The organism is Caulobacter sp. UNC358MFTsu5.1, from assembly GCF_000712075.1.
Taxonomy (GTDB): Bacteria; Pseudomonadota; Alphaproteobacteria; order Caulobacterales; family Caulobacteraceae; genus Caulobacter.
In genome coordinates this window covers 94,926-121,836 of sequence record NZ_JONW01000002.1, presented here as the reverse complement: position 1 = coordinate 121,836, position 26,911 = coordinate 94,926, and the positions used below count along the sequence as shown (strand labels likewise).

General features: G+C 71.2%; 22 protein-coding genes. 9 read left to right on the top strand and 13 right to left on the bottom strand.

Going from position 1 to position 26,911, the window contains the following annotated elements:
• Positions 1 to 21 precede the first annotated feature (21 nt).
• Positions 22 to 297: a DUF4242 domain-containing protein gene (locus BR39_RS0101410; protein WP_029907250.1), complete on the bottom strand. Its 276-nt coding sequence runs from the start codon at positions 295 to 297 to the stop codon at positions 22 to 24.
• 189 nt (positions 298 to 486) lie between these two features.
• Between BR39_RS0101410 and glp the strand changes: the two genes are divergently transcribed.
• Complete coding sequence (gene glp / locus BR39_RS0101405) at positions 487 to 1,725, top strand: gephyrin-like molybdotransferase Glp (RefSeq protein ID WP_035018062.1); 1,239 nt, start codon at positions 487 to 489, stop codon at positions 1,723 to 1,725.
• Here the strand turns inward: glp and BR39_RS0101400 are convergent.
• Positions 1,722 to 2,075 (bottom strand): hypothetical protein, encoded by a 354-nt coding sequence (locus BR39_RS0101400; RefSeq protein ID WP_029907248.1) that lies wholly within the window; start codon positions 2,073 to 2,075, stop codon positions 1,722 to 1,724. The two genes, glp and BR39_RS0101400, sit on opposite strands and share 4 nt — an antisense overlap.
• A gap of 159 nt (positions 2,076 to 2,234) precedes the next feature.
• Between BR39_RS0101400 and BR39_RS0101395 the strand changes: the two genes are divergently transcribed.
• Complete coding sequence (locus BR39_RS0101395) at positions 2,235 to 4,157, top strand: polysaccharide biosynthesis protein (RefSeq protein WP_029907247.1); 1,923 nt, start codon at positions 2,235 to 2,237, stop codon at positions 4,155 to 4,157.
• Positions 4,158 to 4,290: 133 nt separating this feature from the next.
• A complete protein-coding gene (locus BR39_RS0101390; RefSeq protein WP_029907246.1) occupies positions 4,291 to 6,108 on the top strand; it encodes a response regulator in 1,818 nt (605 codons plus the stop codon).
• On the opposite strand, the gene BR39_RS0101385 is transcribed toward BR39_RS0101390, so the two are convergent.
• The 4 genes from BR39_RS0101385 to BR39_RS0101370 all read right to left on the bottom strand — a co-directional run bounded on the left by BR39_RS0101385 (position 6,105) and on the right by BR39_RS0101370 (position 13,076).
• Entirely contained in the window at positions 6,105 to 7,109 is a 1,005-nt protein-coding gene (locus BR39_RS0101385; RefSeq protein ID WP_029907245.1) for a sterol desaturase family protein, read from the bottom strand. The genes BR39_RS0101390 and BR39_RS0101385 overlap by 4 nt on opposite strands.
• 287 nt (positions 7,110 to 7,396) lie before the next feature.
• The gene (locus tag BR39_RS0101380; protein WP_029907244.1) at positions 7,397 to 10,645 is read right to left on the bottom strand and encodes an error-prone DNA polymerase; all 3,249 of its coding nucleotides are present in this window, start codon (positions 10,643 to 10,645) and stop codon (positions 7,397 to 7,399) included.
• A gap of 129 nt (positions 10,646 to 10,774) precedes the next feature.
• Positions 10,775 to 12,382, bottom strand: coding sequence for a DNA polymerase Y family protein (locus tag BR39_RS0101375; protein ID WP_156035538.1), 1,608 nt, complete (start codon positions 12,380 to 12,382; stop codon positions 10,775 to 10,777).
• Complete coding sequence (locus BR39_RS0101370) at positions 12,267 to 13,076, bottom strand: ImuA family protein (RefSeq protein WP_051695050.1); 810 nt, start codon at positions 13,074 to 13,076, stop codon at positions 12,267 to 12,269. Before BR39_RS0101370 ends, BR39_RS0101375 begins: the two co-directional genes overlap by 116 nt.
• A 121-nt stretch (positions 13,077 to 13,197) precedes the next feature.
• Between BR39_RS0101370 and BR39_RS0101365 the strand changes: the two genes are divergently transcribed.
• Genes BR39_RS0101365 through BR39_RS0101350 form a run of 4 tightly spaced genes read left to right on the top strand, consistent with a single transcriptional unit; the run spans position 13,198 to position 18,257 of the window.
• Positions 13,198 to 16,398: a carboxyl transferase domain-containing protein gene (locus BR39_RS0101365; protein WP_029907241.1), complete on the top strand. Its 3,201-nt coding sequence runs from the start codon at positions 13,198 to 13,200 to the stop codon at positions 16,396 to 16,398.
• A complete protein-coding gene (locus BR39_RS0101360; RefSeq protein ID WP_081916455.1) occupies positions 16,395 to 16,988 on the top strand; it encodes a DNA-3-methyladenine glycosylase in 594 nt (197 codons plus the stop codon). The genes BR39_RS0101365 and BR39_RS0101360 overlap by 4 nt, the downstream gene beginning before the upstream one ends.
• The gene (gene mug / locus BR39_RS0101355; RefSeq protein ID WP_029907239.1) at positions 16,981 to 17,493 is read left to right on the top strand and encodes a G/U mismatch-specific DNA glycosylase; all 513 of its coding nucleotides are present in this window, start codon (positions 16,981 to 16,983) and stop codon (positions 17,491 to 17,493) included. Before BR39_RS0101360 ends, mug begins: the two co-directional genes overlap by 8 nt.
• Positions 17,494 to 17,495: 2 nt before the next feature.
• The gene (locus tag BR39_RS0101350; RefSeq protein WP_029907238.1) at positions 17,496 to 18,257 is read left to right on the top strand and encodes a crotonase/enoyl-CoA hydratase family protein; all 762 of its coding nucleotides are present in this window, start codon (positions 17,496 to 17,498) and stop codon (positions 18,255 to 18,257) included.
• Positions 18,258 to 18,400: 143 nt separating this feature from the next.
• On the opposite strand, the gene BR39_RS0101345 is transcribed toward BR39_RS0101350, so the two are convergent.
• The 6 genes from BR39_RS0101345 to BR39_RS0101320 all read right to left on the bottom strand — a co-directional run bounded on the left by BR39_RS0101345 (position 18,401) and on the right by BR39_RS0101320 (position 23,331).
• Positions 18,401 to 18,766 (bottom strand): VanZ family protein, encoded by a 366-nt coding sequence (locus tag BR39_RS0101345; protein WP_029907237.1) that lies wholly within the window; start codon positions 18,764 to 18,766, stop codon positions 18,401 to 18,403.
• A 123-nt stretch (positions 18,767 to 18,889) separates the two neighbouring features.
• Positions 18,890 to 19,387 carry a hypothetical protein gene (locus BR39_RS25575; protein ID WP_051695046.1) on the bottom strand — a complete coding sequence of 166 codons (498 nt, stop codon included), beginning with the start codon at positions 19,385 to 19,387 and terminating at the stop codon, positions 18,890 to 18,892.
• Positions 19,388 to 19,442: 55 nt separating this feature from the next.
• Positions 19,443 to 21,023 carry a phosphoglycerate dehydrogenase gene (gene serA, locus BR39_RS0101335; protein WP_029907235.1) on the bottom strand — a complete coding sequence of 527 codons (1,581 nt, stop codon included), beginning with the start codon at positions 21,021 to 21,023 and terminating at the stop codon, positions 19,443 to 19,445.
• Positions 21,024 to 21,175: 152 nt separating this feature from the next.
• Complete coding sequence (locus BR39_RS0101330) at positions 21,176 to 22,351, bottom strand: phosphoserine transaminase (protein WP_029907234.1); 1,176 nt, start codon at positions 22,349 to 22,351, stop codon at positions 21,176 to 21,178.
• 135 nt (positions 22,352 to 22,486) lie between these two features.
• The gene (locus tag BR39_RS0101325; protein WP_231499378.1) at positions 22,487 to 22,864 is read right to left on the bottom strand and encodes a hypothetical protein; all 378 of its coding nucleotides are present in this window, start codon (positions 22,862 to 22,864) and stop codon (positions 22,487 to 22,489) included.
• Positions 22,865 to 22,983: 119 nt separating this feature from the next.
• Positions 22,984 to 23,331 (bottom strand): hypothetical protein, encoded by a 348-nt coding sequence (locus tag BR39_RS0101320; RefSeq protein ID WP_029907232.1) that lies wholly within the window; start codon positions 23,329 to 23,331, stop codon positions 22,984 to 22,986.
• 170 nt (positions 23,332 to 23,501) lie between these two features.
• Here BR39_RS0101320 and BR39_RS0101315 point away from each other — a divergent pair, with 170 nt between their 5' ends.
• Positions 23,502 to 25,385 (top strand): ATP-binding protein, encoded by a 1,884-nt coding sequence (locus tag BR39_RS0101315; RefSeq protein ID WP_029907231.1) that lies wholly within the window; start codon positions 23,502 to 23,504, stop codon positions 25,383 to 25,385.
• 262 nt (positions 25,386 to 25,647) lie between these two features.
• Positions 25,648 to 26,025: a hypothetical protein gene (locus BR39_RS0101310; protein WP_029907230.1), complete on the top strand. Its 378-nt coding sequence runs from the start codon at positions 25,648 to 25,650 to the stop codon at positions 26,023 to 26,025.
• A gap of 11 nt (positions 26,026 to 26,036) precedes the next feature.
• Here BR39_RS0101310 and BR39_RS0101305 read toward each other — a convergent pair whose 3' ends face one another.
• Positions 26,037 to 26,882, bottom strand: coding sequence for a PhzF family phenazine biosynthesis protein (locus tag BR39_RS0101305; protein WP_029907229.1), 846 nt, complete (start codon positions 26,880 to 26,882; stop codon positions 26,037 to 26,039).
• Positions 26,883 to 26,911: the final 29 nt, after the last annotated feature.

Genomic DNA, 26,911 nt, shown 5'->3' with positions numbered 1-26,911 from the left:
CACCGCGTCCCGGGACCAAGCCTAGGCCCGTTCCGTGGTCGGGTCGATGATCCCCGAGATCGGCGTTATCCGATTGGCCGGGAAGCCGCTGAGCCGGGCATGGTCGCGGATCGCCGCCTCGTCCTCGGCCAGATAGACACAGAAGGTCTTGTCCTTGGCGACGAACGACTGGACCCACTGCACCTTGGGGGCCAGCTCGGCCAGGGCCTTGTTCGAGGTCGCGGCCGCGCCGCTCAGCTGCTGGGCGTCCAGCCCCTCGACCCCGGGGATGTCGCGTTCGATCACATAGCGCTTCATTGAATTGTCTCCGAAAAAGGGAAGCGCGAGCCTATGGATATCGCCGTTCCTCGAAAGGGGGCGAAAGGGACAGACAACAGGGGTGAACGCGACCAGTCCGGACCAATTCTAGGGGCGCTATTGGAAAACCATGGCGGCGCGGCCCGGCGACGCGCGCTACTAAAGGGTCCTGGGCTACGGAGGGCCGGCGTGAGCGGCGACAAGCTTCAACTGAAGAACCTGACCGTCGTCGAGGCGCGGGGCCGGATGCTGTCCGACGCCGCGCGGCTGGGCGTCGAGCGGGTCGCCCTGGCCGAGGCTGTCGGCCGGGTGCTGGCCGCGCCGATCGTCGCCGACCGCCACCAGCCGCCGTTCGACGCCTCGGCCATGGACGGCTGGGCGATCCGCCGCGCGGACCTCTCGCCGGGCGCGTCGTTCCGGATCGTGGGCGAAAGCGCCGCCGGGCGGGCCCATGGGCGACCGGTCGAGGCCGGCCAGGCCGTGCGCATCTTCACCGGCGCGCCCGTGCCCCCGGGCGCGGACCTGGTGGTGATCCAGGAGAACGCCACGCGCGAGGGCGACACGGTGATCTTCGCGATCGACCGCGACCCGCCGCCCGGCAACATCCGCCCCGCCGGCGGCGACTTCCGGTCCGGCGACCTGCTGCTGGCCGAGGGCGCGCGGATCGACGCCTGGCGGCTGTCGCTGGCCGCCGCCGCCGGCCGCGCCGAGCTGGCCGTGGCCCGCCGTCCCCGCGTCGCCATCCTGGCCACGGGCGACGAGCTGGTTCCGCCCGGCGCGAGCCCCGCGGCCGACCAGATCTTCGAGTCCGGCTCGTTCGCCCTGGCGGCCCTGGTCCAGGCCTGGGGCGGCGAGGCGATCAGGCTGAAGGCCCAGGCCGACGACCTGGACGCCATCGCCCGGGTGGTCGACGCCGCCGAGGTCGATCTCGTCGTCACCGTCGGCGGGGCCTCGGTCGGCGACCACGACCTGGTCAAGCCGGCGCTTCAGACCCTGGGCCTGGATCTGCGCGTCCAGACCATCGCCGTGCGTCCGGGCAAGCCGACCTGGTTCGGAACACTCAAGGACGGCCGCCGCGTGCTGGGCCTGCCCGGCAACCCCGCCTCAGCCCTGGTCTGCGCCGAGCTGTTCCTCCGTCCGCTGCTGGCCGCCCTGATCGGCGCCGACCCCGTCTTCCGCGTCGATGGGGCGATGAGCGCCGGCGTGCTGGCCGCGCCCCTGCCCGCCACCGGCCCGCGCGAGCACTGGATGCGCGCCACCCGGACGATCGACGCCGAAGGCCGGGTGCGGGTCACGCCCTTCCCGGACCAGGACTCCTCGCTGATCGGCGTGTTCTCGCGCGCCGACTGCCTGGTGATGCGCCCGGCCGGCGCGCCGCCGGCGGCGGAAGGCGAGACGGTCGACCTGCTGCCGCTGGCGCGAGGCTAGGGGTTGTCGACCCACTTGCCCTGCTGGGCGACGCAGCTCTTCTTCGTGTCGGCCAGGGCCTGGGGACCGCGCGAATAGTAGTAGGTGGTGACCTTCTGGCCGAAGGGGTTGATGCACGCCGCCTGGGCCTTGGCCGGGCAGGCCTTCAGGACCGTCGCCTTCAGCGGACCGTTGGCGTTGCTGTTGCACTGTTCCGCATAGTCGCCCGCGGGGATCGGCAGGCTGGTCTGGCTGCAGTCCTTGATGGTCTCGCCGTAGACCTGTCCTTCGATCAGACAGGCGTTGTCGGCCCAGGCCGCACCGGCCAAGGGAAGCAAGGCGGCGGCGATGAAGACGCTCTTCAGGGTCATGGCTTCACGATCCAACGCTGAGTTGTGACACGCCGATTTGGTAGGCCAGGTCGAACGACGTTGTCTATCGCCGCTGACGCCCGACCGGCGACGAGGCGCGCGGAGCATGCTAAGCCGCGTGCGAAGCGGTTTGACGGCGACCGCGGCGGGAGTTTGCGTATGGGTCGTATCGGCAAGATCGCGGCGCACATGGTGCTGGCCTTCACGGCCATGCTGCTGGCCCAGGCGCTGACCGCCGGCGTCGAGACCTTCACCGCTTCCCATCTTGCCTTGGGCGCCCTCGCCCATGCGGCCCTGTTCGCCGCCGCCGCCCTGTTGGTCGAGATCCTGTTCCGGGTCGAGCGTTCGCCGTGGCGGTTCTTCGCGGCCAGCGACGGTCTGCGCCTGGCGCGCTCGGCCGCCCTGTCGGTCCTGACCTTCGCCCTGATCGCCCGCCTGCTGGACGTGCGCCAGCCGGGCGGCCTGCGCACCCTGGCCGCCGCCTTCCTGCTGCTGACCGCGATGCTGGCCGGGCTGCGCATCGTCCGCCGCGCCCTGCACGAGAAGGTGCTGCTGGACGCCCTGACCCGCCTGCGCCCGGCCCCCGCCTCGCCCGCCCTGCCGCGCCTGCTGATCGTCGGCTCGGCCAACGAGGCCGAGGCCTTCCTGCGCACGCCCGCCGCCCTGGGCGAGCGCTACGCCCCGGTCGGGGTGCTGACGCCCGAAGCCCGCGAGCGGGGCGACGAGCTGGGCGGGGTCTGCGTCCTGGGCGCCGTCGACGAATTCGACGCCGTCATGGCCCAGCTGCGCGACGGCGGGCTGCAGCCCTCGGCCCTGCTGTTTCTGACCGACGGTCCGCTCAGCGCCTTCGGGGCCGAGCGCCTGGGCCGGCTGAAGAGCGAGGGCGTGCGCTTGCTGCGCCGCCAGGGCGCCCTTGTGGACATGGTCGGCGGGACGAGCCTGCGCGAGCTCAGCCTCGAGGAGCTGCTCAGCCGCGCGCCGGTCCGGCTGGACCCCGCGCCGATCCGCGCCCTCGTGGCCGGCAAGCGGGTGCTGGTCACCGGGGCCGGCGGCAGCATCGGCTCGGAACTGGCCCGCCAGATCGCCGCCAGCGGCCCCGCCCGGCTGATCCTGCTGGACGCCGCCGAGGCCAACCTCTTCCACATCGACCGCGAGCTGGGCGAGGCCTGGCCCCAGTTGCCGCGCCAGGACGTGCTGTGCGACGTGCGCGACGCCGCCCGCCTGGACCTGGTGTTCGCCGCCGAGAAGCCCGACCTGGTCTTCCACGCCGCCGCCCTCAAGCACGTGACCCTGGTCGAGAACCACCCCTGCGAGGGCGTGCGCACCAACGTGCTGGGCAGCCGCAATGTCGCCGCCGCCGCCAAGGCCTGCGGGGCGGCCCATCTGGCCCTGATCTCCACCGACAAGGCCGTGGCCCCGGCCAGCGTGATGGGGGCGACCAAGCGGGTGGCCGAGGCCGTGGTCCGCCAGTTCGCCAACGGTGGGGAATCGAACACCCGGGTCAGCGTCGTGCGGTTCGGCAACGTCCTGGGCTCGGCCGGTTCGGTGGTGCCGATCTTCCAGCACCAGATCGCCCGCGGCGGCCCGGTGACCCTGACCGACGCCGAGGTCGAGCGCTATTTCATGACCATCCCCGAGGCGGTGCAGCTGGTCCTGCGGGCGGTGGCGCTGTCGGCGGGCGACGCGGAGCCCCCCACGGGCGTCCTGACGCTGGAGATGGGCGAACCGGTCAAGATCATCGACCTGGCCCGGCGGATGATCGAGCTCCAGGGCCTGGTCCCCGACAAGGACATCGAGATCAAGATCACCGGCCTGCGTCCCGGCGAGAAGCTGACCGAGGCCCTGGTCGACGTCAACGAGACCGCCCGGCCCAAGGCCGAGGGCGTCACCGAGGCCACGCCCCTGACGCCCCTGCCGCCGATCCCCGCCAAGGCCCTGGCCGCCCTGGAGGCCGCCGCCCTGGCCGGCGACGAAGCCGTCGTCCGCGAGCGGCTGTTCGCCCTGGTCGAGAGCTTGCGGACCGTGTCGCCGGCCAAGGCGCCCGGCGCGGGCAAGACCGCCGCAGCCCGAACCCGGGCCTGATCGGAGTCCGCCCCGCCCGTCGCCTATAAGGCGAGCGGGAAAGCCAGAATCAGCCTCCCATGCTCTGTGTCGCCCGCTTGCAAGGGCGAGCCGTCCCGCCAGCGGGACAACAGTAGCGTCGTCGGGAACCTGGATGTTCGAACGGACGGTGGACGTCACCCGCCTGGACGGGTTTGTTCGATACACGCGCGGGATCGTGCGCGCGCGCCTGCTTCTGGTCGCCGTTTTCATGGGGCTGCTGGCGGTCTTCACCCCCCTGAAGATGGCCCTGTTCGGCGTGATCGAGCTGATCATCTACGGGGCGTTGTTCCTGGCCACCCGCGTGGCGCTGCGCGACCCCGATCCCGTCCTGGCCTTCCGGCGCCTACGCTGGCGATCGATCATCCTGGTCTTCCTGCTGTCGGCCAACGCCTGCGTCCTGGCCGTGAAGATCCGGATGCTGGGCGAGCCGATCATGCGGGTCGAGGCCGCGCTGCTGGCCACCAGCGTGCTGCTGTTCGGCGCCCTGCGGGTCCACACCAGCCGGGTCAGCTACCTCACCGCCGTCGGACCGCCGGTGGTCACCCTGCTGTGGATCGCCTTCGACCGCCACACGCCGCTGCTGGCCAACCACTACGCGGCCGCCATGCTGCTGTTCATCGCCGCCGTCCTGACCGCCACCTGGCGCCAGCAGGCGACCGACCGCGCCCTGGCCCAGGCCTTCCGCGACCTGGCCCGCAAGAACGCCGACCTGACCGAGGCCATCGCCGAGGCCAAGGCCGCCAGCCGCGCCAAGTCCGACCTGCTGGCCGTCGCCAGCCACGAGATCCGCACCCCGCTGAACGCCGTGCTCGGCTTCGCCCACGCCCTGCGCCGCGACACCTTCCTGACCCCGACCCAGGCCGACCTGGCCCAGGGCGTGCTGGAGGGCGGCGCCCAGCTGACCCGCCTGCTCGACACCGTGCTGGACCTCACCAAGGTCCAGGCCGGACAGGCCGCCCTGACCCTGGCGCCGGTCGACCTGCGCCGCCTGGTCCGCACGGTGGTGCGGGTGTGGAGCGCCCACGCCCAGGCGGTGGGCGTGCTGCTGAGCTTCGAGGACGCCGATCCCGACCTGGCCTTCGGCCTGCTGGCCGACGAGGCCAAGCTGGAGCAGACGCTGGTCAACCTGGTCTCCAACGGCCTGAAGGCCTCGCCGTCCGGCGGCGCGGTGGTGGTCCGCCTGGCCGGCATGGTCAAGGACCAGAGGCTGACCGCCCTGGTCGAGGTTCGCGACGCCGGCGCGCTGGTGCCGCCCGAAGATCGCGCGCTGATGTTCGACGCCTTCGACCAGACCGAGCGCGGACGAAGCCTGGGCGGCAGCGGGCTGGGCCTGTCGATCTGCGCGGCCAACCTGGCCTTGATGGGCGGCGAGATCGGCGTCGACGACATTCCCGAAGGCGACGCCCAGCCGGCCAAGAGCGCCAAGCGCGGCGCGGTCTTCTGGTTCGCCTTCGAGGCGGACGTTCTGGCGGCGCCGGCCGCCGACGCCGCGGCGGAGGCCCGGGTGGCCACGCCGCTTCGGGTTCTGGCCGCCGAGGACAATCCCGCCAACCGCCGGGTGCTGGCCGCCCTGCTGGCCGCCTCTCCGATCGATCTGGTGTTCGCCGAGGACGGCGCCCAGGCCCTGGACGCCTGGCGGGCCGAGGCCTTCGACCTGGTGCTGATGGACGTCAACATGCCGGTGCTGGACGGCGTGGCGGCCCTGGCGAAGATCCGCGAGCTCGAGACCTCGGAGCCGCGCCCGCGCACGCCGGTCTGGATGCTGACCGCCAACGTCTTCGACGACGACGTCGCCCGCTACCGCGCCGACGGCGCCGACGGCGTGCTGCGCAAGCCGATCGACACCGTGGCCCTGTTCGCCCTGCTGGCCGAGGTGGCGGCGGGGAAGACGAAGGCGGAGGTCGAGGACGAGCGGCGGGTGACGGCCTAGGGGCCGCGCGAAGGCGACGTGACGCGTTCCGCCAGGCGATTGACCGTCATCGCCTTCAGCCCCGCCCAGAACGCGCAATAGTCGCGCCAGATGTCCAGCACGACACCGGCGCCGTGACGGTAGGGCGCGGGCGTGCCGATGCGCATGGCCTGCTGCGGCGCGTCGCGCCAGGTGTTGAACAGGCGGTCCCAGATCGGCAGGAGGGCCAGGTTGATCGGCATCCGATTGAGGCTGTGATGCAGCCGGTGATGCAGCGGCGACTGGACGACCCAACGGCCGACCCAGCCGAAGTTGGACTCGATGCGCGAATGGACCAGCAGCCGGATGACGATCACCACCAGGCCGACATAGACCAGGGCCTCGGGGTCGCAGGCTAGGAAGGCGCCCGGCAGGACGGCGCCGACCACGGCGGTGAACATCGCCGGATGAATCCGCGCGGCTGTCAGGACCGAGAACGACTCCGCGCTGTGATGGAAGCGGTGCAGCGGCCAGAACACCCTGGAGTGGTCCAGCCGGTGGCTCCAATAGTCGAACAGGGTGTAGAGCACGAACAGCACCACGGCCTGGAGCGCCAGGGGCGCGCCGGCGATGCTGAGCTTGAGCCCGGTCGCGTGGGCCAGCGCCTGCCTTAGCCCCTCGCCCGACACATAGGCGAAGCCGAAGCTCATGATCGCCGTGACCAGGGTCCAGACCGGCGCCATCTGGAACAGGTAGCAGGCCACGTCCGACCAGCCCGAAGCGGTGCGTTCGACAAGAAGGTGGCGCACCGAGCTCTGGGCCCAGCCCGTGCAGAGATATTCGATGAAGAAGATCGACGGCAGCAGCAGGCTGATCTCGACCGTCCGGTCGATCACCCGCCGATGCACCTCGCTCACCTGGTGAGCGTGCCCAAACAGGTTCAGGGTCAGGGTGTCGGGAACCAGGTGGTGCAGCGCCCACCAGCCCAGGAGCAGCAAGGCCAGATGGGCGGCGACCAGCGACAGGGCCACGGGATGCAGCAACCTGCGGATCGGCGCGCCGATGGAATCCGGCGTCTTCGCGACGCGGGTTTGCCCTGCCTGATCCACTCGCCTAGCCCCGCCCCGAACCCTTGACGCCCTGCATGCCACGACAGGTTGAGCCATTTGGCCTAAGGACAGGTTGACGCGGAGCATGCCGCGCGTTTCCACCGACGTCGGCGGCGTTCATGGAGGTGGGTGATGGGCTGGCCTTGCCTCCTCTTCCATAGGGAGAGGGTCGGGGGCGAGGGGTTACAGCGCCCGACGGCGCGCCGGCACGCGTAGGACGCTCAATGGAAATCCCGGCTCCGCTGCAGCCGTCCCGACGTCCGCATGCGCACCGTCGGGGCCGGCGCTTCGGGGTCCTCCTTCATCCGCGCCAGTTCTCCAGACAGGTCGGTGAAGCCTTCGGCCACCACGTGGATCACGCCGTCGGCGGCCTGGACCTTGCCGTGGACGACCAGGAACGAGGCGCTCATCACCGTGCGGCGGTTGGCGTCGAAGCAGTCCTTCCAGACCACCGCATTGGCCACGCCCGTCTCGTCCTCCAGGGTGACGAACACCACGCCCTTGGCGGTGCCCGGCCGCTGGCGGATCAGGACCAGGCCCGCGACGCTGACCTTGCGGCCGTCGCGCACGCCCTTCAGCTGCTCGGCGGTCAGGACGCCCATCCGGTCCAGCATCGGCCGGAAGAAGCGTAAGGGATGGGCCTTCAGCGACAGGCTGGTGGTGCGGTAGTCCTCGGCCACGTCCTGGGGCAGGGCCATGGCCGGCAGGGCGACGGCGTCCTCGAACAGCGGCAGGCCGGCCAGCAGCGGCGCCTGGCTGTCGACCTTGGCCTCGCCCTTCAGCCCCTTGACCGCCCACAGGGCGTCGCGGCGCTTGAGGCCCGTGGAGGCGAAGGCGTCGGCCTCGGCCAGCAGCTCCAGCCCGCGCTGCGAGACCCCGGCCCGGGCGAAATCGGCCGGCGTCCGGGCTCCGGCGGCGCGGGCGGACACCACCCGTTCGGCGTCGTCCTCCTTCAGCCCCTTGACCTGGCGCAGGCCCAGGCGGACGGCCTTCCAGTAGGGACGGGTGTCCTCGTTGGAGAGCTTGTCGGAGGCGGGGCTGAACACCCTGTCGTCCCCGCTGGCCCTGGCCTCCAGCGTGCAGTCCCAGTCGCTCATCATCACGTCCGGGGCCCGCGCCTCGACGCCGTGCTCGCGTGCGTCGCGCACCAGCTGGGCCGGCTGGTAGAAGCCCATCGGCTGGGAGTTGATCAGGGCCGCGCAGAACACGTCCGGCCAGGCCCATTTGATCCAGGCCGAGACATAGACCAGCTTGGCGAAGCTGGCCGCATGGCTTTCGGGGAAGCCGTACGAGCCGAAGCCCTCGATCTGCTTGAAGCAGCGGGTGGCGAAGTCGCGTTCGTAGCCGCGCGAGACCATGCCCTCGACGAACTTGTCACGGTACTGGGCCGGATCGCCCAGGTTCTTGAAGGTGGCCATGGCCTTGCGCAGGCCGTCGGCCTCGTCCGGCGTGAACTTGGCCGCCTCGATGGCCAGGCTCATGGCCTGCTCCTGGAAAAGTGGCACGCCGTAGGTGTTGCCCAGGATGCTCTGGAGCTCGTCGGGCGGACCGTGCTCCGGCGACGGGGCGGGGAATTCCACCGGCTCCTGGCCGTTGCGCCGCCGCAGATAGGGATGGACCATGTCGCCCTGGATGGGACCGGGCCGGACGATCGCCACCTCGATCACCAGGTCATAGAACCGGTTGGGGCGCAGCCGGGGCAGCATCGACATCTGGGCCCGGCTCTCGACCTGGAACACCCCGACGCTGTCGGCCTTGGACAGCATGTCGTAGACGCCCTTCACCTCGGTGGGCACGTGAACCAGGTCGGTGATCGGCTGGCCGTGGTCGGCGCGCAGCATGCCGAACGCCCGCTGGATGGCGGTCAGCATGCCCAGGGCCAGCACATCGACCTTCATCAGGCCCAGGCTGTCGATGTCGTCCTTGTCCCACTCGATGAAGGTGCGGTCCTTCATCGCCGCGTTGCCGATCGGCACGGTCTCGTCCAGCCGCCGCTTGGTCAGGACGAAACCGCCCACGTGCTGCGACAGGTGGCGGGGATGCTGCAGCAGCTCGGTGGCCAGGGCGATGGCGCGGGCGATCTGCGGGTTCCGGGGGTCCAGCCCCGTCTGGCGGATGTGCTCGTCGGGCAAGCCGTCGCCCCAGCTGCCCCAGACGGTGTTGGCCAGGATCGCGGTGATGTCCTCGGTCAGGCCCAGGGCCTTGCCGACGTCGCGGATGGCGCTGCGCGGGCGGTAATGGATCACCGTGCCGCAGATGGCGGCGTACTCCCGGCCGTAGCGCTCGTAGACGTACTGCATCACCTCCTCGCGCCGCTCGTGCTCGAAGTCGACGTCGATGTCCGGCGGCTCGCCGCGGTTCTCGGAGATGAAGCGGGTGAACAGCAGCCGATGCTCCATCGGATCGATCGCCGTCACCCCCAGGCAGTAGCAGACCGAGGAATTGGCCGCCGAGCCGCGCCCCTGGCACAGGATGCCCATCTCCCGCGCCTTGTGGACGATGTCGTGCACGGTGATGAAGTAGTTGGGGTAGTCCATCTTGGCGATCAGGCCGAGCTCGGTGCGCAGATTGTCCTGGACCTTGTCGGGGACCCCGCCGGGATAGCGCCAGGCCGCGCCCTGCCAGGCCAGGTCGGTCAGGTGCTGCATCGCCGTCTTGCCGGGCGGCACGGGTTCGTCCGGGTACTGCTCCTTCAGGTCGCCCAGGTCGAAGCCGATGCGCTCGACGATCTCGAGCGTGCGCTCCACCGCCCCCGGCCAGCGCTCGAACAGGCGGGCCATCTCGGCGGGGGTCTTGATATGGCGCTCGGCGTTGGCCTCCAGGCGGAAGCCGGCCTCGGTGATCGAACAGCCCTCGCGGATGCAGGTCATCACGTCCTGCAGCGGCCGGCGCTCGGGGCCGTGATAGAGCACGTCGTTGGTGGCCACCATCGGCGCGCGGGCGTCGCGGGCCAGGTCCGACAGCCGCGACAGGCGCTTGAGGTCCTGGGCGGCGTAGGCCCGGCTGGCGGCCAGCCAGACCCGGCCGCGCAGCTCGCCGGCCATGCGGGCCAGATCGCCCTCGAACGTCGCGTCCAGCCTGGCCGGCGGCACGATCAGCGCCAGCTGGCCGTCGGCGTGCTCCAGGAAGTCCTTCCAGAACAGGTGGCACTCGCCCTTCTCGGCCCGGCGCTGGCCAACCGTCAGCAGGCGGGTCAGGCGGGCGAAGGCCTCGCGGTCGGAGGGGTAGACCAGCAGGCTGGGCGTGCCGTCCATGAAATCCAGGCGGCAGCCGGTCAGGGCGCGGACCCTGAGCGCCTTGGCCGCCGTCCAGGCGCGGACCACCCCGGCCAGGCTGTTGCGATCGACCACCCCGACGGCGGCCAGACCCAGGCCCTCGGCGGTCGTCATCAGCTCGTCCGCGTGGGAGGCCCCGCGCAGGAAGGAGAAGTTGGTGGTGGCCTGGAGCTCGGCGTAGGCGTGGGTTTTCATGGGCGCGCACTTGCCCCCACCTGGCCGCTGCGCGGCCTGTCCGCCCCCGTAGGGGGCGGAGCCGAACAGGCGAAGCTCTTCCCCCTATGGGGGAAGACGGCCGAAGGCCCGTAGGGGGCAAGTGGCGATCTACCCGAACAAGCCATGCAACCACCACTTCGGGGCCTTCTCCCCATCCCCGTACAGCCCGGCCCGGAAGATCCAGAACCGTTCGCCCGTCTCGTCCTCCACCCGGTAATAGTCGCGCACCTTGCCCGGCCCGACCTCGTCGAAGGCCTTGCGCCACCATTCCTGGCCGATCCGTTCGGGGCCCTCGGCCAGGCGCACGCGGCGCGACTTGCCGCGCCAGCGGAACTGGACCGGCGGGTCGTCGGGCAGCTTGGCCATGACTTCAATGGCCTCGGGCCGGCGCAGCAGGCGGGACGGTCGCGGGCGGTCGGGGTCCCAGGTGTCCTCCGAAAGCGGGTCCAGCGGCGCGCGGCGCGCCACCGAGCGTTCCGGGACGTGGCTCTGGTGGGGGTCGGCGCGCCAGACCCGATCCTCGCCCAGGCGGTTGATCAGTCGGTCGACCAGCGGCGCCAGGCCCTCCTCCAGGCTGACCCCGCCGTCGGCGTCCAGACTCCGTTGCGCGGTCGACAGCGGCTCGACGTCGGCGGCCCACAGGGTGACGACCTCGATCCCGAAGCCGGGGTCGACCACGTCCAGCTTCGGCTTCAGCAGCTTGGCGATGCGCACGGCGTCGCGGCCCGGGCGCGACAGGCCCACGCGCACCGGCTGGTCCTTGCCGTCCAGGCGGTGGAACACCAGCTCGAACCGCCGCGCGCCCTGCCCCTCGGCCTCCAGCCGCGCGCACAGCAGGACGCAGATGTCGGCGGTCACCCGCTCCAGGTCGGACAGGGCGCTGATCGGCTCGAAGAAGGCCAGGCGGTCGAACCACGGGGTGGCGGGACGGCGGAAGGTCAGGGCCTCGCGGGCCGCGCCCAGGGCCTGGTCGATGCGCAGCACCGTCCCGAGGCCGAAGCGCTTGGCCAGCTGGGCGCGGGGCAGGGCCAGCAGTTGACCCGTCTGGAACAGGCCCAGGCGCGGCAGCTGGGCCTGAGCCGCCTCGTCCAGGCGCAGGGCGGCCACCGGCAACGACGCCAGCAGGGCCGCCTGCCCGCCCGGCGGGGCGATCGTCCGGTCGGGGGCGTAGCGGGCCAGGGCCCAGGCCGCGCCGGGGGTGTCGGCGACCGCGCCCCGGGCCGGCGCGCCCCAGCGGGCCAGGCGGTCCAGCAGGTCGTCCAGCATGGCCGCCTCGCCGCCCCACAGATGCGAGACGCCCTCGATGTCGAGGAACAGGCCGTCCAGCCCGTCGATGGCCACGGCCGGCGAGAACCGCACGCACCAGTCGCACAGGATCTCCAGCGCCGCGCGGTCGCCGTCGGGATCGTGGTCGGCGGTGACCAGGTCCGGAACCAGGGCCGCGGCGTCGGCGGCCTTCTGGCCGATGTGCAGGCCCAGGGCCGCGGCCGCGTCGTCGACGGCGGCCAGACGGCGGGTTCCGCCTTCCGAGACGAGGAGGGCGACGGGCGGGGATGGCCCCCTCCGGCCCTCCGGGCCACCTCCCCCGGAGGGGGAGGATCTAGGCGGCGATGCTCCCCCCTTGGGGGCGCTGTCGCGAAGCGACTGAGGGGGCTGCTGGCGGAGCCACGTCGTGATCGGCCAGTTGCGACACCAGACGGAAAGGATGCGGGCCATCGGCGGCCTCCGCTTGTTCGAGGATCCAGGCGCCGGGACGGCCGCCCCGGCAGCGTTCGAGTTCGGCCCGCCAGCGCGGCGGACCCAGGCCCGGCTCGCCGGGCGGCGGCTGGCTGGGCGCGGCGGCGATGCGCCAGCGGGTCTGGGCGGCCGCGCCCGACACCTCCCGCCCTTTGCCCGCCGGTCCGCCATAGGGCCGCCGTCGCAGCAGCACTCCGGTCGCGCCGCGCCGCTCGCAGGCCAGCTGCAGGCGGCGGCCGGCCTTGAGGTCGGGGCTTTCGGCCTCGCCGATCGCGGCGGCGACGCCCACCGTGGCCAGGGCGTCCTCCAGCACCGCCAGCACCTCGGCCTCGTCGCGGGCCCGCACCTGGATCAGGCGCTGGACGGGGAAGCCCAGATTGACCAGGCCCGGCGCGTGCAGGTCGTCGCGCCGCATCACCCAGACCACCGCGCCCTTGGCGGCCAGCGGACGCAGCATCAGGGCGGTGAAGGCGGCCGGGGCCGCGCCCGTCTCCTCCTCCAGCCCGGAACCGCCCACCTCGTGCCAGCCGCCGCGCTGCAGGCCGCCGGCCGGGAAGCAGCCGTCGATGCGCGGATCGCCGAACGGCAGGACGGGAGGCGGAGTCCGAGTCCCCGCTTCCAGGGCGGCGATCTGGGCTCTCAAAGCCGAAAGGGCGGGTTTCGCCCCGGGCATCCTCGCATCTCCAATGTTCCACTTTTGTTCTGATCTTCCGGGGTTGGAGAGTCAAGCGGAGCCCGTCATGGTGCGTCAAACGGCCGTATGAAGCCGACCGGGAGCGCCCATGCCCTTCGCCCTGCCCTTCAAGCGCGTTCTGATCGCCAATCGCGGCGAGATCGCCGTCCGTATCGCGCGGGCGGCGGCGGAGCTGGGGATCGCCAGCGTGGCGGTGTTCGCGACCGACGAGGCCGACGCCCCGCACGTGGCGGCGGCGGATACGGCGACCGCCCTGCCCGGCGCCGGTCCGCGCGCCTATCTCGACATCGCCGCCGTGGTGGGCGCCGCCCAGGCCGCCGGCTGCGACGCCCTGCATCCCGGCTACGGCTTCCTGGCCGAGAATCCGGCCCTGGCCCGGGCCTGCGCGGCGGTGGGGATCACCTTCGTCGGCCCCTCGCCCGCCCATCTGGAGACCTTCGGCGACAAGGCCCTGGCCCGCTCCCTGGCCCTGGCCAAGGGCGTGCCCCTGATCGAGGGGACCGGCGCCCTGGACCTGCCCGCCGCCCAGCGGTTCTTCGCCCACCACGGGCCGATGATGCTGAAGGCCGCGGCCGGCGGCGGCGGGCGCGGCGTGCGGCCGGTGCGCGAGGCCGGCGAGGTGGAGGCCGCCTTCGAGGCCTGCGCCCGCGAGGCCCAGGCGGCGTTCGGCGACGGCGCGCTCTACGCCGAGCGGCTGATGGAGGGCGCCCGCCATATCGAGGTGCAGGTGGCCGGCGACGGGCTGCAGGTGGTGGCCGTGGGCGACCGCGACTGCTCGCTGCAGCGCCGCCGCCAGAAGCTGGTCGAGATCGCCCCCGCCCCGAACCTGCCGGACGCGACCCGCGCCGCCCTGTTCGACGCCGCCGTCCGCCTCTGCGCCAGCTATCGCACCCTGGCGACCGTGGAGTTCCTGGTCGGCGCCGATGGAGCGTTCGCCTTCATCGAGGTCAACGCCCGGCTCCAGGTCGAGCACACGGTGACCGAGGAGGTCACGGGCGTCGATCTGGTCCGCGCCCAGTTCGAGCTGGCCGGCGGGGCCGGCCTGGCGGACGTCGGCCTGGCCACGACGCCGCCCGCCCACGGCTATGCGATCGAGGGCCGGGTCAATCTGGAGACCCTGGCCGCCGATGGCGCGCCCCAGCCCTCGACCGGGACGATCACCGCCTACCGGCCGCCCGGCGGTCCGGGCGTGCGGGTCGACGGGGCGGGCGCGGACGGCCTGGTGGTCACCGGCGCCTATGACAGCCTGCTGGCCAAGGTCGTGGGGCGCGGTCGGACGCCGGCCGAGGCGGCGGGACGCGCGGCGCGGGCCCTGGCCGAGTTCCGCATCGAGGGCGTCGACACCACCATCCCGCTGCTGCGCGTGCTGCTGGTCGAGCCGGCGATGATCGACGGGACCGCGACCACCGACTTCATCGACCGCGAGGCCGGCCGGCTGTTCGAGGCCGTCGGCGCCCCGGCTGGCGGTCCCGCGTTCGCCTCCGAGGCGGGCGCGGTCGTCGCCCCGCTGCAGGCCCTGGTCGGCGCAGTCGAGGTGGTCGAGGGCGACCTGGTGCGTCCCGGCCAGGCGGTGGCGGTGCTGGAGGCCATGAAGATGGAGCACCTGGTCCACGCCGAGGTCGGCGGCCGGGTGGTGCGGATCGCGGTCTCGCCGGGCGAGCCGGTGCGGCCCGGCCAGCCCCTGCTCTATCTGGAGCCCGCCGAGGTCGAGGGCGGCGAGGCTCTGGCGGCCGAAGCCGTCGACCCAGACGCGATCCGCCCCGACCACGCCGAGGTCATCGCCCGCCACCGCTTCACCCTGGACGAGGCCCGGCCCGAGGCGGTGGCCAAGCGCCGCAAGACCGGCCACCGCACGGCGCGCGAGAACATCGACGACCTGGTCGATCCCGGCAGCTTCCTGGAATACGGCGCCCTGGCCATCGCCGCCCAGAAGCGCCGACGCTCGACCGAGGACCTGATCGCCGCCACGCCCGCCGACGGCCTGATCACCGGGGTGGGCAGCGTCAACGGCGCGCTGTTCCCGCCGGACAAGGCCCGGGTCGCGGCCCTGGCCTACGACTTCACGGTGCTGGCCGGCACGCAAGGCGCGATGAACCACCGCAAGTCCGACCGCCTGCTGGCCGTGGCCGAGCAGCAGCGCCTGCCGATCGTCTGGTTCGCCGAGGGCGGCGGCGGGCGGCCGGGCGACACCGACACCACGGCGGTGGCGGGGCTGGACGTCCCGACCTTCCGCAGCCTGGCGGCCCTGTCGGGCGTGGTGCCCAAGATCGCCATCGTCGCCGGCCGCTGCTTCGCCGGCAACGCCGCCATCGCCGGGCTGTCGGAGATCATCATCGCCACCAAGGACTCAAACCTGGGCATGGGCGGCCCGGCCATGATCGAGGGCGGCGGGCTGGGCGTGTTCCGGCCCGAGCAGATCGGCCCGGCGGCGCACCAGTGGGCCAACGGCGTCATCGACATCCTGGCCGACGACGAGGCCCACGCCACCGGCTTGGCCAAGCAGGCCCTGTCCTATTTCCAGGGCGCGGTGACCGACTGGACCTGCCCCGACCAGCGCCTGCTGCGCCGGGCCGTGCCGGAGAACCGCCTGCGGGTCTACGACGTGCGGGCCCTGATCGCGGGGCTGGTCGACACCGGCTCGTTCCTCGAGCTGCGCGGCGGCTTCGCGGCCGGGATGATCACCGGCCTGGTGCGGATCGAGGGCCGCCCCTTGGGCCTGATCGCCAACGATCCCCGGCATCTGGGCGGGGCCATCGACGGCGACGGGGCCGAGAAGGCCGCGCGGTTCCTGCAGCTGTGCGACGCCTTCGGCCTGCCGGTGCTGAGCCTGTGCGACACCCCCGGCTTCATGGTCGGACCCGACAGCGAGGACGCCGGGGCGGTGCGGCGGGTCAGCCGCCAGTTCATCGCCGGCGCCAAGCTGCGCACGCCGCTGCTGACCGTGGTCACCCGCAAGGGTTACGGCCTGGGCGCCCAGGCCATGGCGGGGGGCAGCTTCCAAGCCCCGCTGTTCATCGCCGCCTGGCCCACGGGCGAGTTCGGCGGCATGGGCCTGGAGGGCGCCGTGCGCCTGGGTTATCGCAAGGAGCTGGAGGCCGAGACCGATCCCGCCAACCAGAAGGCGCTCTACGACCAGTTGGTCGCGAAGCTCTACGCGGCGGGCAAGGCGACCAGCATGGCCGCGGCCCTGGAGATCGACGCCGTGATCGATCCGGCCGACACCCGCCGCTGGATCCTGGGCGGCCTGGACGCGGCGGCGGGGACGACGCGGCCGTGGGAGGTGCGGGTGGACAGTTGGTGACGACGCGGCTTTCGCGGGACGAACTGCCGGTCGACACGGCCGCCCTGGCCCGCTTCCTAATCGGCAAGATCGTGGTGCGCGAGACGCCCGAGGGCGTGATCAGCGGCCGCATCGTCGAGACCGAGGCCTATGTCCTGTGCGACGCGGCCAGCCACGCGTTCCGGGGCATGACGCCCCGCACCCGCCCGATGTTCCTCGAGCGCGGGCACGCCTATGTCTATCTGAACTACGGCACGTCCTGGATGCTGAACGTCTCCGGCGAGGCGGCCGGCATCGGGGCCGGGGTGCTGATCCGGGCGCTGGAGCCGCTGGAGGGGCTCGCCCTGATGCAGGCCCATCGCGGGACCGAGAAGCTGCGCGACCTGGCGCGGGGACCGGGTCGGCTGTGCCGGGCGCTTCAGATAGGACCGTGGGCCGATGGTCTCGATCTGTGCGCGGACGGCCCGCTCTGGCTGGGCCGCGACGAGGTCGAGCCCGGCGAGATCGGGCTCAGCGTCCGGATCGGCATCACGAAAGACGCCGACCGGCCCTTGCGTTTCTACGTGCGCGGCAGTCCCTTCGTCAGCGGGACGAGGGCGCTGAATGTCTAAGCCGCTTCCGGACATCGTCGCGCCCGGGCTGTCGGTCGTGTTCTGCGGGCTGAACCCGGGACTGTCGGCCGCCGCCTCGGGCCACCATTTCGCCGGGCGCGGCAACCGGTTCTGGCGCGTCCTGCATCTGGCCGGGTTCACGCCGGCGCTGATCGCGGCGGAGAACGACGCCGACCTGCTGGCCTACGGCCTGGGGATCACCAGCGTGGTCGAGCGGCCCACGGCCGGCGTCGACGACCTGGCGCGGTCGGAGTTCGTGGACGCCGCCGCCGGCTTCGAGGCCTGGGTCCGCCGCTGGGCGCCGCGCCATGTCGCTTTCCTGGGCAAGGCCGCCTACGGCGCCATGCTGGGCCGCCGGACCGTGCCCTGGGGCCGGCAGGCCGAGCCGTTCGGCGGAGCCGTGGCCTGGGTCCTGCCCAATCCCAGCGGCCGAAACCTCGCCTTCAGCCAGGACGCGCTGGTGGCGGCCTATCGCGAGCTGCGCCTGGCGGCTGAAGGAGCCTGAACATGAGCGAAGTCGACGTCGCCACCGACGGCCCGGTCTGGACCGTCACGATCAACCGCCCGGAGAAACGCAACGCGGTGAACCCCGAGACGGCCCTGCAACTGCGCGCCGCCTTCGACGCCTTCGAGGCCGACGAGGTCGCCGCCGTGGCCGTGCTGACCGGGGCGGGCGGGACCTTCTGCGCCGGGTTCGACCTGGCCGTCGCCGCCTCCGGCGAGGGCGAGCGCTACGACCCGGTCGGCGAGGGTCCGATGGGGCCGACGCGGCGGCTGCTGTCCAAGCCGGTGATCGCCGCCGTCGAGGGCCACGCGGTGGCCGGCGGGCTGGAGCTGGCCCTATGGTGCGACCTGCGGGTGGCTTCCGAAGCCGCGATCTTCGGGGTGTTCTGCCGGCGCTGGGGCGTGCCGCTGATCGACGGCGGCACGGTGCGCCTTCCGCGCATCGTCGGCCAGGGCCGGGCGCTGGACATGATCCTGACCGGCCGGGCGGTCGAGGCGGCCGAGGCGCTGAGCTGGGGCCTGGCCGACCGCGTGGTCCCGGCGGGCCAGGCCCTGGCCGCCGCCCAGGCCCTGGCGGCCCAGATCGCCGCCTTCCCGCAGGTGTGCCTGCGCGCCGACCGCGCCTCGGCCTTCGCCCAGTGGGACGTCTCGCTGGCGGAGGCCCTGAAGGTCGAGGGGATCGGCGGGCTGGAGCCGCTGCGCCGCGAGGCCCGCGCCGGCGCCGCGCGGTTCAAGGACGGCGAGGGGCGCGGCGGGAAGTTCTGAGAACTCTCAAGAACCGCTCATCCCGGCGAATGCCGGGACCCGGATCCTGGGTAGTGGATTGGAAGGGCTCAGCGCTTGTGGCGTCAACCACACCGCCATTCCATCTGGGTCCCGGCATTCGCCGGGATGAGCGGAATTGAAATCTAGAACCGCGCCTTGCCGCGCCACCACTGGCTGACCAGCATCGGCCCGAAGGCGGCGCTGATGCCGCAGGCGTCGGCGAACAGGTCGAACCACGAGGCGTCGCGGCCGACCAGGCCCTGCAGGACCTCGATCCCGCCGCCGAACGCCAGGATCACCAGGCCGATGCGGTGCAGCCGGCTCTGCGGCAGGGCCAGGCTGGCCAGGACGCTCAGCACATAGAAGACGATGAAGTGCTTGGCCTTGTCCCACGGGATCAGGCCGATGCTGTCGTCGTCGGGCAGCAGGGCCCGGGCCAGGGCGTAGGCCGAGGCGGCCAGGAAGACGATGAAGACCAGGCGATTGATCTTGCGGGCGCGGATGGACATCGAAACTCCGGGTGAGGTCCCTCCGCACCTAGCCGTTCCGGTGAGGCTTGAAAATGGCGGGACACGGACTTCATCGCTTCCGATCAGGCCCTGCACCAAAACTGCTTGGCCGGCGCGCGCGACCTAGACCCAGACGCCGTGGTCGAAGATCTTCTGTCGCTCGGCCTCGTTGAATTCCCCCGCCAGCCGCGCCAGGACGGGCAGGCGCTTGCGGACGGCCACCACGGCCAGGGCGCTGCCGACCACGGTCGGATCCTCGGCAACGCGCAGGAGGTCCAGGGCGGCCGCCAGCAGCGTCTCCCAGGCCTGGGCATAGTCGGCGGACAGCCAGTCCGGGATCGGCGGGTTTCGGTCATGGACGCGTGACTGTTCGATGGTGGCCGCCAGTGCGTAGGCGTTCCATCCGCCCGCCTTTCCATCGGCGGCCAGGCGCGCGATCCACGGCACGGCGGCGTAGGAGGCGACATCGACGTCGCCCTGGTGGTGGAGCTCTTCCCAGAGTTCCGACCAGGCGGCTTCGGCGCCCTGATCGTCGTCAATCGCCTTGAGGGCCGGGCGGGGGTCATAGGGCAAACGGTAGCCGCCCAGCAGGCCCAGCCATCGCTCATCCAAAAGATCCACGGCGTCCCCCAGGGCTTCGTCCCCGGCGCGAGGCCGGGGACTGTGGCTCAGTTTCCTAGAACGTCAGGGCGCGGGCTTCCTTGACGTGCGGCAGGGCCTGGATCTTGGCCAGCAGGGCCTCGTCCGGGGCCTGGTCGACGCCGACCAGGGCGATGGCGTCCTCGTCGGCCGAGACGCGGCCCAGGTTGAAGGTGGCGATGTTGACGCCCGCCTCGCCCAGCAGCATGCCCAGGGCGCCGATGAAGCCCGGCTTGTCCAGGTTGTTGATGTAGAGCATGGCCGGCGAGAAGCCCGCGTCCAGCTCCATGCCCTTGACCTCGACGATGCGCGGCGCGCCGGCGATCACCGTGCCGGCGAAGGCGCGCTTGCCCTTCTCGGTGGTGATGGTGATGCGCATCAGGCTGTCATAGGTGGGGCTGACCTCCTGGCGGCTCTCCGAGACGGTGATGCCGCGCTCCTTGGCCACGGCCGGGGCGGAGACCATGTTGATCTCGGCCAGCATCGGCTTGAGGATCCCGGCCAGGGCGGCCGAGCTCATCGGCTTGACGTTCAGCTTGGAGACCTCGCCTTCGAAGGCGATGTCGATCGCCGAGATGCCGAAGTCGACCATCTGGCCGGCCAGGGCGCCGATCTTCTCGGCCAGGGCCACGAACGGCTTCAGCTTGGGGGCCTCTTCCGCCGTGATCGACGGGCTGTTCAGGGCGTTGGTGACCGCACCGGTCAGCAGGTAGTCGCTGACCTGTTCGGCGACCTGCAGGGCCACGTTCTCCTGGGCCTCGGCGGTGCTGGCGCCCAGGTGCGGGGTGGCCACGACCTTGTCCGAGCCGAACAGCGGGTTCTCCTTGGCCGGCTCGGTGACGAACACGTCGAAGGCCGCGCCGCCCACGTGGCCGTCGTCCAGGAGCTTGCGCAGGACCGTCTCGTCCACCAGGCCGCCGCGGGCGCAGTTGACGATCAGCACGCCCTTCTTGGTCTTGGCCAGGTTCTCGGCCGACAGGATGTTGCGGGTCTTGTCGGTCAGCGGGGTGTGCAGGGTGATGACGTCGGCGCGGGCCAGCAGCTCTTCCAGCTCGACCTTCTCGACGCCCATCTCGATGGCGCGTTCCGGCGACAGGAAGGGGTCGTAGGCCACGACCTTCATCTTCAGGCCCAGCGCCCGGTCGGCGACGATGCCGCCGATGTTGCCGGCGCCGATCAGGCCCAGGGTCTTGGCGAACAGCTCCACGCCCATGAAGCGGTTCTTCTCCCACTTGCCGGCCTGGGTGGAGGCGTCGGCCTGGGGCAGCTGGCGGGCCAGGGCGAACATCATGGCGATGGCGTGCTCGGCCGTGGTGATCGAGTTGCCGAACGGGGTGTTCATCACCACGATGCCCTTGGCCGTGGCGGCCGGGATGTCGACGTTGTCGACGCCGATGCCGGCGCGGGCGATGACGCGCAGCTTGTGGGCGGCGGCGATCACGTCCTTGTCGAGCTTGGCGCCCGAGCGGATGGCGATGCCGTCATAGTCGCCGATCACGGCGATCAGCTCGTCCTTGGACAGGCCGGTCTTGATGTCGAAGTCCAGGCCGCGGTTCTTGAAGATGTCGACGGCGGCGGGGCTGAGCTTGTCGGCGATGAGGACGCGGGGAGCGGTCATGTCGGGGTTCCTTGCGGAGAATGGTGTGCGGTGAAGGCCCCCTCCGGCCCTTCGGGCTGCCTCCCCCAGAGGGGGGGAGGACCTGCCCGCTGCGATGCTCCCCCTCCGGGGGAGCTGTCGCGGAGCGACTGAGGGGGTTCTAGGGCGCTAGGTTAAGCGGCGGCCAGTTCGGCCGAGACGGACGCGAACGCCCAGTCCAGCCACGGCGTCAGGGCCTCGAGGTCCGAGGCCTCGACGGTGGCGCCGCACCAGATGCGCAGGCCGGCCGGGGCGTCGCGATAGCCGCCGATGTCGAGGGCCGCGCCCTCCTTCTCGAGCAGCGAGGCCAGCTTCTTGGCGAAGTCGGCCTGGGCGTCGTCCGACAGCGCCGTGATCTTGGGATCGACGACCTTGAGGCACACCGAGGTGTTGGAGCGGATTTCCGGCGTCGCCGCCAGGAACTCGACCCACGGGGTCTTGGCCACCCAGTCGGCCAGCACGGCCAGGTTCTGGTCGGCGCGGGCCTGCATGGCTTCCAGGCCGCCGATGGACGAAGCCCACTTCAGGGCGTCGAGCGCATCTTCGACGCAGAGCATCGACGGGGTGTTGATCGTCGCGCCCTCGAAGATGTCGGCCGCGATCTTGCCGCCCTTGGTCATGCGGAACAGCTTCGGCATCGGCCAGGCGGGGGTGTAGCTCTCAAGACGGGCCACGGCGCGCGGCGACAGGATCAGGATCCCGTGCGCGCCCTCGCCGCCCAGCGCCTTCTGCCAGGAGAAGGTCACGACATCGAGCTTGGTCCAGTCCAGGTCCTGGGCGAAGGCGGCGCTGGTGGCGTCGCAGATGGTGATGCCTTCGCGGTCGGCGCTGATGAAGTCGGCGTTCGGGACGCGGACGCCCGAGGTGGTGCCGTTCCAGGTGAAGACCAGGTCCTTGGCCGGATCGACCTTGGAAGTGTCGGGCAGCTGGCCGTAGGGCGCGTCGAGCACTTCCACGTTCGGCAGCTTCAGCTGCTTGGTCACGTCGGTGACCCAGTCCTTGCCGAAGGACTCGAAGGCCAGCAGCTGCACGGGCTTGGCGCCCAGCATCGACCACATCGCCATCTCGACGGCGCCGGTGTCCGAACCGGCGACGATGCCGATCAGGAAGTCGGCGGGGACTTCCAGCACTTCGCGCGTCTGGTCGATGGCGGCCTTCAGGCGGCCCTTGCCCAGCTTGGAGCGGTGCGACCGGCCCAATACGGCGTTTCTGAGATTTTCGGGGGTCCAGCCGGGGCGCTTGGCGCAGGGGCCGGAAGAGAACTCGGGACGAGCCGGGCGGATCGCCGGCTTGGCGAGGGTCGTGGTCATAGCGATGTCTCCCATCCTTACAGATGGACTGCATCCCGTTGGGGGGATGTGGCCCGCCGGCGAGAAACCCCGTTTCGGCGACGAAGGCAAGGAGAGATTTTGCCGTGCGACGGACAAATCGTCCGTACCAGGCAATTATTTTGCGGCGCGGGCCCGGCGGCGGGCCGAGGCGAAAATCCCGAACAGGATGCAGACCAGCACCCCGGCGGAATTCAGGTTGTTGACGATCCCGTAGGTCAGGTCGTGCTTGCGCTCGGCGACGATGTAGTAGGCGTGCAGGCCGAACTGCGTGGCCTGCAGCAGCATCGCGCCGCCCAGCCAGGGGCTGGTGTAGCGCAGGGCCAGCATCAGGAAAGCGAGGCTATAGAGCCCTTCGGACAGCAGCAGGGCGATCGCCTCGGGCCGCGGGGGCAGGACCATCTGGATGATCAGGGCGACCACCGATCCGGCCAGCACGATCAAGCTGCCCCAGCGCTCGGCCGCGGACCCTTTGATCCACGCCAAGCCGCACACCAAGAAGGTGGCGCTCCATCCCAGCAGAGGTGCGATTTGCAGGTGCATCCCTAGAGTCTCTAACGCGAATTAGAGACCCTAGGGATTAAACTCTTGCAATATTGCTTAGCTGGCTTCGATTAGCCGGCTTCGGCGATCCGCTCGGAGCCTTGGACGTCGGCCGAAGCGAACGAACCGTCCTTCATGTCCCAGCCGATCATCTTGGTGCGGACGCCCAGACGCAGACGCTTTTCATCCAGGTCGGCGTGAGCCGAGACCATGGCTTCGCGAGCTTCCGACAGAGCGGACATAGCCGCGATCACCTTGCTGGTGACGTCGGCGGCGAAGGTCGGCGACAGGCCCAGATCCTTACGGGCTTGGACGAGTTCCGACATCATTTCGGCGGTTTGCACCATCGCCGCGTCGATCGCGGCCTCGGTCCCATGCAGCTTGCTGGCCACACGCTTGACGACAAAAACCTTTTCCACGCCCCATCTCCTTAATGAAAGACTAAGGATAGAGGTAAACGAAAAGTTAAGAACTGTGCAATGAGAAATGCGCGTTAACGTTGTTTTGTCGCGGGGCCGCTGTATCTTGGAAGCGAAGCGTTAGGAAGATTGGGGCAAGCTCGACCTCTAGGATTCTCCTGGGACGGGAAATGATCGACGACAGCCGCAGCTCTGAAGCCGCGACTCACGCGCCTCTGCAGGCGCGGATTTCGGCTGTCGCGCTGACCACCACGGTGGTCGCGCTGCTGGCGGCTTGCCTATGCTTCATGGTCCAGCAGTGGAGCGTCGCCCGCCAGGAATCCCGGGCCAATCATGAAATCCTGGCCCAGATGGTGGCGGCCGGCGCCGCCGCGCCGATGGCCGACCACAACACCGTCGGCGTCTATCGCGCCCTCGAGGCGGTGGCCAAGGCGCCCAACGTCGTCTCCGTCAGCCTGATCGACATGAGCGGCCAGCCCGTGGCCCAGGTGGGCGCGGCCAAGGATTCCGAAGTCGACACCCTGGTCCGCCCCGTGAAGCTGGGTTCGCGCCAGGTCGGCACCCTGTCCCTGGCGGCCCGTCGCCCCAGCCTGACCGACATCGTGGCCCGCGACCTGGCCCTGACCGGCACCCTGTTCTTCGGCTCGGCCGGCCTGGCGATCCTGCTGGCCAACGGCCTGGCCCGCCGCATGACCAAGCCGATGGAGCGCCTGTCCAACGCCATGCGCGAAGTGGCCGCCAACGGCCAGTTCAAGCCGGTGGAGCAGGCCGCCGACGACGACGTCTTCCAGAGCCTGACCGACAGCTTCAACCATCTGGTCTCGCGGCTGGAGATCAACGACCACGACCTGCGCGGCGCCATGGCCGAACTGGTCAAGGCGCGCGACGACGCCAACGCCGCCAATGTCCTGAAGTCGCACTTCCTGGCCAATATGAGCCACGAGATCCGCACCCCGCTGAACGGGGTGCTGGCCATGACCGAGGTGATGGCCATGGGCGAGCTCAGCCCCGCCCAGCGCGAGCGCCTGTCGGTGATCCGCGAATCCGGCGGCCTGCTGCTGTCGGTGCTCAACGACGTGCTGGACCTGTCGAAGATCGAGGCCGGGCGCCTGGACCTGGTGGAGCGCGACTTCGACCTGGCCAGCCTGGCCCTGTCGGTCCGCGAGTCCTACACCACCCAGGCCCGGGCCAAGAACCTGGAGTTCGGCGTCTTCGTCGCGCCCGAAGCCCTGGGTTCGTGGCGCGGTGACGCCGACCGCCTGCGCCAGATCCTGGGCAACCTGGTCTCCAACGCCCTGAAGTTCACGCTGGAAGGCAGCGTCTCGGTGCGCTTCGCCTCGGCCGACGACGGCAGCGGCCTGCGCGTCGACGTGGTCGACACCGGCATCGGCATCGACGCCGAGACCCTGCCCCGCCTGTTCGACAAGTTCGTCCAGGCCGACAGCTCGACCACCCGCCGGTTCGGCGGCTCGGGCCTGGGCCTGTCGATCTGCAACGAGCTGGCCACCCTGATGGGCGGCGGCGTGCATGTGCAGAGCCGCGAGGGCCAGGGCTCGACCTTCACCGTCGTGGTGGCCATGCCGCGCGGCGAGGCGACCGTGCCGGCCCAGGTCGAGGCGGCCCCGCCGCCGATCGAATCCGAGCGCCGCCTGCGGGTGCTGGCCGCCGACGACAATCCGACCAACCAGAAGGTCATCGCCGCCGTCCTGGCCCCGCTGGGCGCCGAGGTCGAGCTGGTGGCCGACGGCGCGGCCTGCGTCGAGGCCTGGAAGCGCGGCGGCCACGACATCGTCCTGATGGACATCCACATGCCGGTCATGGACGGCGTCGAGGCGGCCCGCACCATCCGCGCGCTCGAGGTCAGCGAGAGCCGCAAGCGCATCCCGATCGTCGCCGTCACCGCCAACGCCCTGGTCCACCAGGTCGAGGGCTACATGGCCGCCGGCATGGACGGCCACGTCGCCAAGCCGATCGAGGTCACCAAGCTGTACGACGCCATCGAGACCGCCGTGGCCATCGCCCGGCGCGACGGCGCGAAGACGGCTGCGGCTTAACAGCTCCGCTCATCCCGGCGAATGCCGGGACCCAGATGGAATAACGGTGTGGCGGGCTCCAGAAGCTCGGCGTTCATCCAACCAGCCCAGACGCCTTGGGATCTGGGTCCCGGCATTCGCCGGGATGAGCGGGCGTTTGGGGTGTTCAGGTACCTGAACAGAACATAACGAGCGGCTCAGAACCGCTTCAGGCTGGGTGTGGTCTCTTGTCGTCAACGTCGTCCCCGTCGGGCGTCGGAAATGTTCAAGAGGAACCGTACCGATGAAAAAGATTCTGCTTTCGATCGCCGCGGTCTCGGCTGTCGCCGCCGCCGTCCCCGCTGTCGCCTCGGCCCAGGCCTATGGCCCCGGTCCCGGCTACGACCGTGGTTATGACCGCGGCTACCAGGACATCGGCGGCGACCGTGTCGCCCGCCTGGACCAGCGGATCGACATGGGCATCCGCAGCGGCGGCCTGACCCGCAACGAAGCCTGGCGCCTGAAGGGCGACCTGCGTGAAACCGCCCGTCTGGAAAGCCGCTATCGTCGCGGCGGCCTGAGCGGCTGGGAACGCGCCGACCTGGATCGCCGCTACGACCGCATCAGCGCCCAGATCCGCTACGAGCGCCACGACGGCGACCGCTACGGCCGTCGCTACTAGGCCCGTGAGGGCTAACGGAGAGCCGGTTCCACCCTCAGCCGGCTCTCCACCATCGTGAAGCCGCGGCCGCGCAACAGAACGCGCGCGCCGCGGTTTTCGCATTCCAGGTCCCCGCCCCGCCCGGGGCAGGCCTGGTGGAACCGCAGGGTCGCCGCCCCCAGCCGCTCGCCGAAGAACGGCATGAGGATGCAGTGGGCCGAGCCCGTGGTCGGGTCCTCGGGAATGCCGCAGCCCGGCGCGAAGAACCGGCTGACCACCGCGTAGTCCCGCCCCGGATCGGCCAGGGCGGCGACGATCGCCTGACCCGCCCCACCCTTGGCCAGGCCGCCGCCGACCGTGTTCAGCAACGCCAGGTCGGGCGACAGCCCGCGCACCGTCGCCTCGTCGGCGACCACGGCCAGCAGGTACTGCCCCGCCCAGACCTCCAGGGGCTCCACGCCCAGGGCCTTGGCCAGGTCCCGCCCCGCCTCGACCCGCCGCGGCGGATCGGCCGGGAAGTCCATCTCCAGCCCCCGCCCGCCGAACACACCGTCGACCCGGCGCACGGTCAGCGCGCCCGACAGGGTGTCGAAGGTCAGCAGCGGGACGTCGACGCCCAGCTCCTCGAACAGGGCATGGGCGCTGGCCAGGGTGGCGTGGCCGCAGATCGGGGCCTCGACCGTCGGGGTGAACCAGCGCAGGCCGAACCGCGCCGGATCGGCGGTGCGCAGCAGGAAGGCGGTTTCGGCCTGGTTGTTCTCGGCCGCCAGGGCCTGCATCCAGGCCGTCTCGGGCCAGGCGTCGAACGGCTCGACCACGCAGGCCGGATTGCCCTTGAACGGGCCGGAGGCGAAGGCGTCGACGGTCCACTGGCGCATGGCGGGGCTCCTGTTCCTCAACGCCTAAC

Bases quoted from the DNA above. Each gene is read 5' to 3' on its own strand.
- BR39_RS0101410 (WP_029907250.1), bottom strand. From the start codon at position 297: ATGAAGCGCTATGTGATCGAACGCGACATCCCCGGGGTCGAGGGGCTG.
- BR39_RS0101400 (WP_029907248.1), bottom strand. From the start codon at position 2,075: ATGACCCTGAAGAGCGTCTTCATCGCCGCCGCCTTGCTTCCCTTGGCC.
- BR39_RS0101395 (WP_029907247.1), top strand. From the start codon at position 2,235: ATGGGTCGTATCGGCAAGATCGCGGCGCACATGGTGCTGGCCTTCACG.
- BR39_RS0101390 (WP_029907246.1), top strand. From the start codon at position 4,291: ATGTTCGAACGGACGGTGGACGTCACCCGCCTGGACGGGTTTGTTCGA.
- BR39_RS0101380 (WP_029907244.1), bottom strand. From the start codon at position 10,645: ATGAAAACCCACGCCTACGCCGAGCTCCAGGCCACCACCAACTTCTCC.
- BR39_RS0101375 (WP_156035538.1), bottom strand. From the start codon at position 12,382: ATGGCCCGCATCCTTTCCGTCTGGTGTCGCAACTGGCCGATCACGACG.
- BR39_RS0101370 (WP_051695050.1), bottom strand. From the start codon at position 13,076: ATGCCCGGGGCGAAACCCGCCCTTTCGGCTTTGAGAGCCCAGATCGCC.
- mug (WP_029907239.1), top strand. From the start codon at position 16,981: ATGTCTAAGCCGCTTCCGGACATCGTCGCGCCCGGGCTGTCGGTCGTG.
- BR39_RS0101350 (WP_029907238.1), top strand. From the start codon at position 17,496: ATGAGCGAAGTCGACGTCGCCACCGACGGCCCGGTCTGGACCGTCACG.
- BR39_RS0101345 (WP_029907237.1), bottom strand. From the start codon at position 18,766: ATGTCCATCCGCGCCCGCAAGATCAATCGCCTGGTCTTCATCGTCTTC.
- serA (WP_029907235.1), bottom strand. From the start codon at position 21,023: ATGACCGCTCCCCGCGTCCTCATCGCCGACAAGCTCAGCCCCGCCGCC.
- BR39_RS0101330 (WP_029907234.1), bottom strand. From the start codon at position 22,351: ATGACCACGACCCTCGCCAAGCCGGCGATCCGCCCGGCTCGTCCCGAG.
- BR39_RS0101315 (WP_029907231.1), top strand. From the start codon at position 23,502: ATGATCGACGACAGCCGCAGCTCTGAAGCCGCGACTCACGCGCCTCTG.
- BR39_RS0101310 (WP_029907230.1), top strand. From the start codon at position 25,648: ATGAAAAAGATTCTGCTTTCGATCGCCGCGGTCTCGGCTGTCGCCGCC.
- BR39_RS0101305 (WP_029907229.1), bottom strand. From the start codon at position 26,882: ATGCGCCAGTGGACCGTCGACGCCTTCGCCTCCGGCCCGTTCAAGGGC.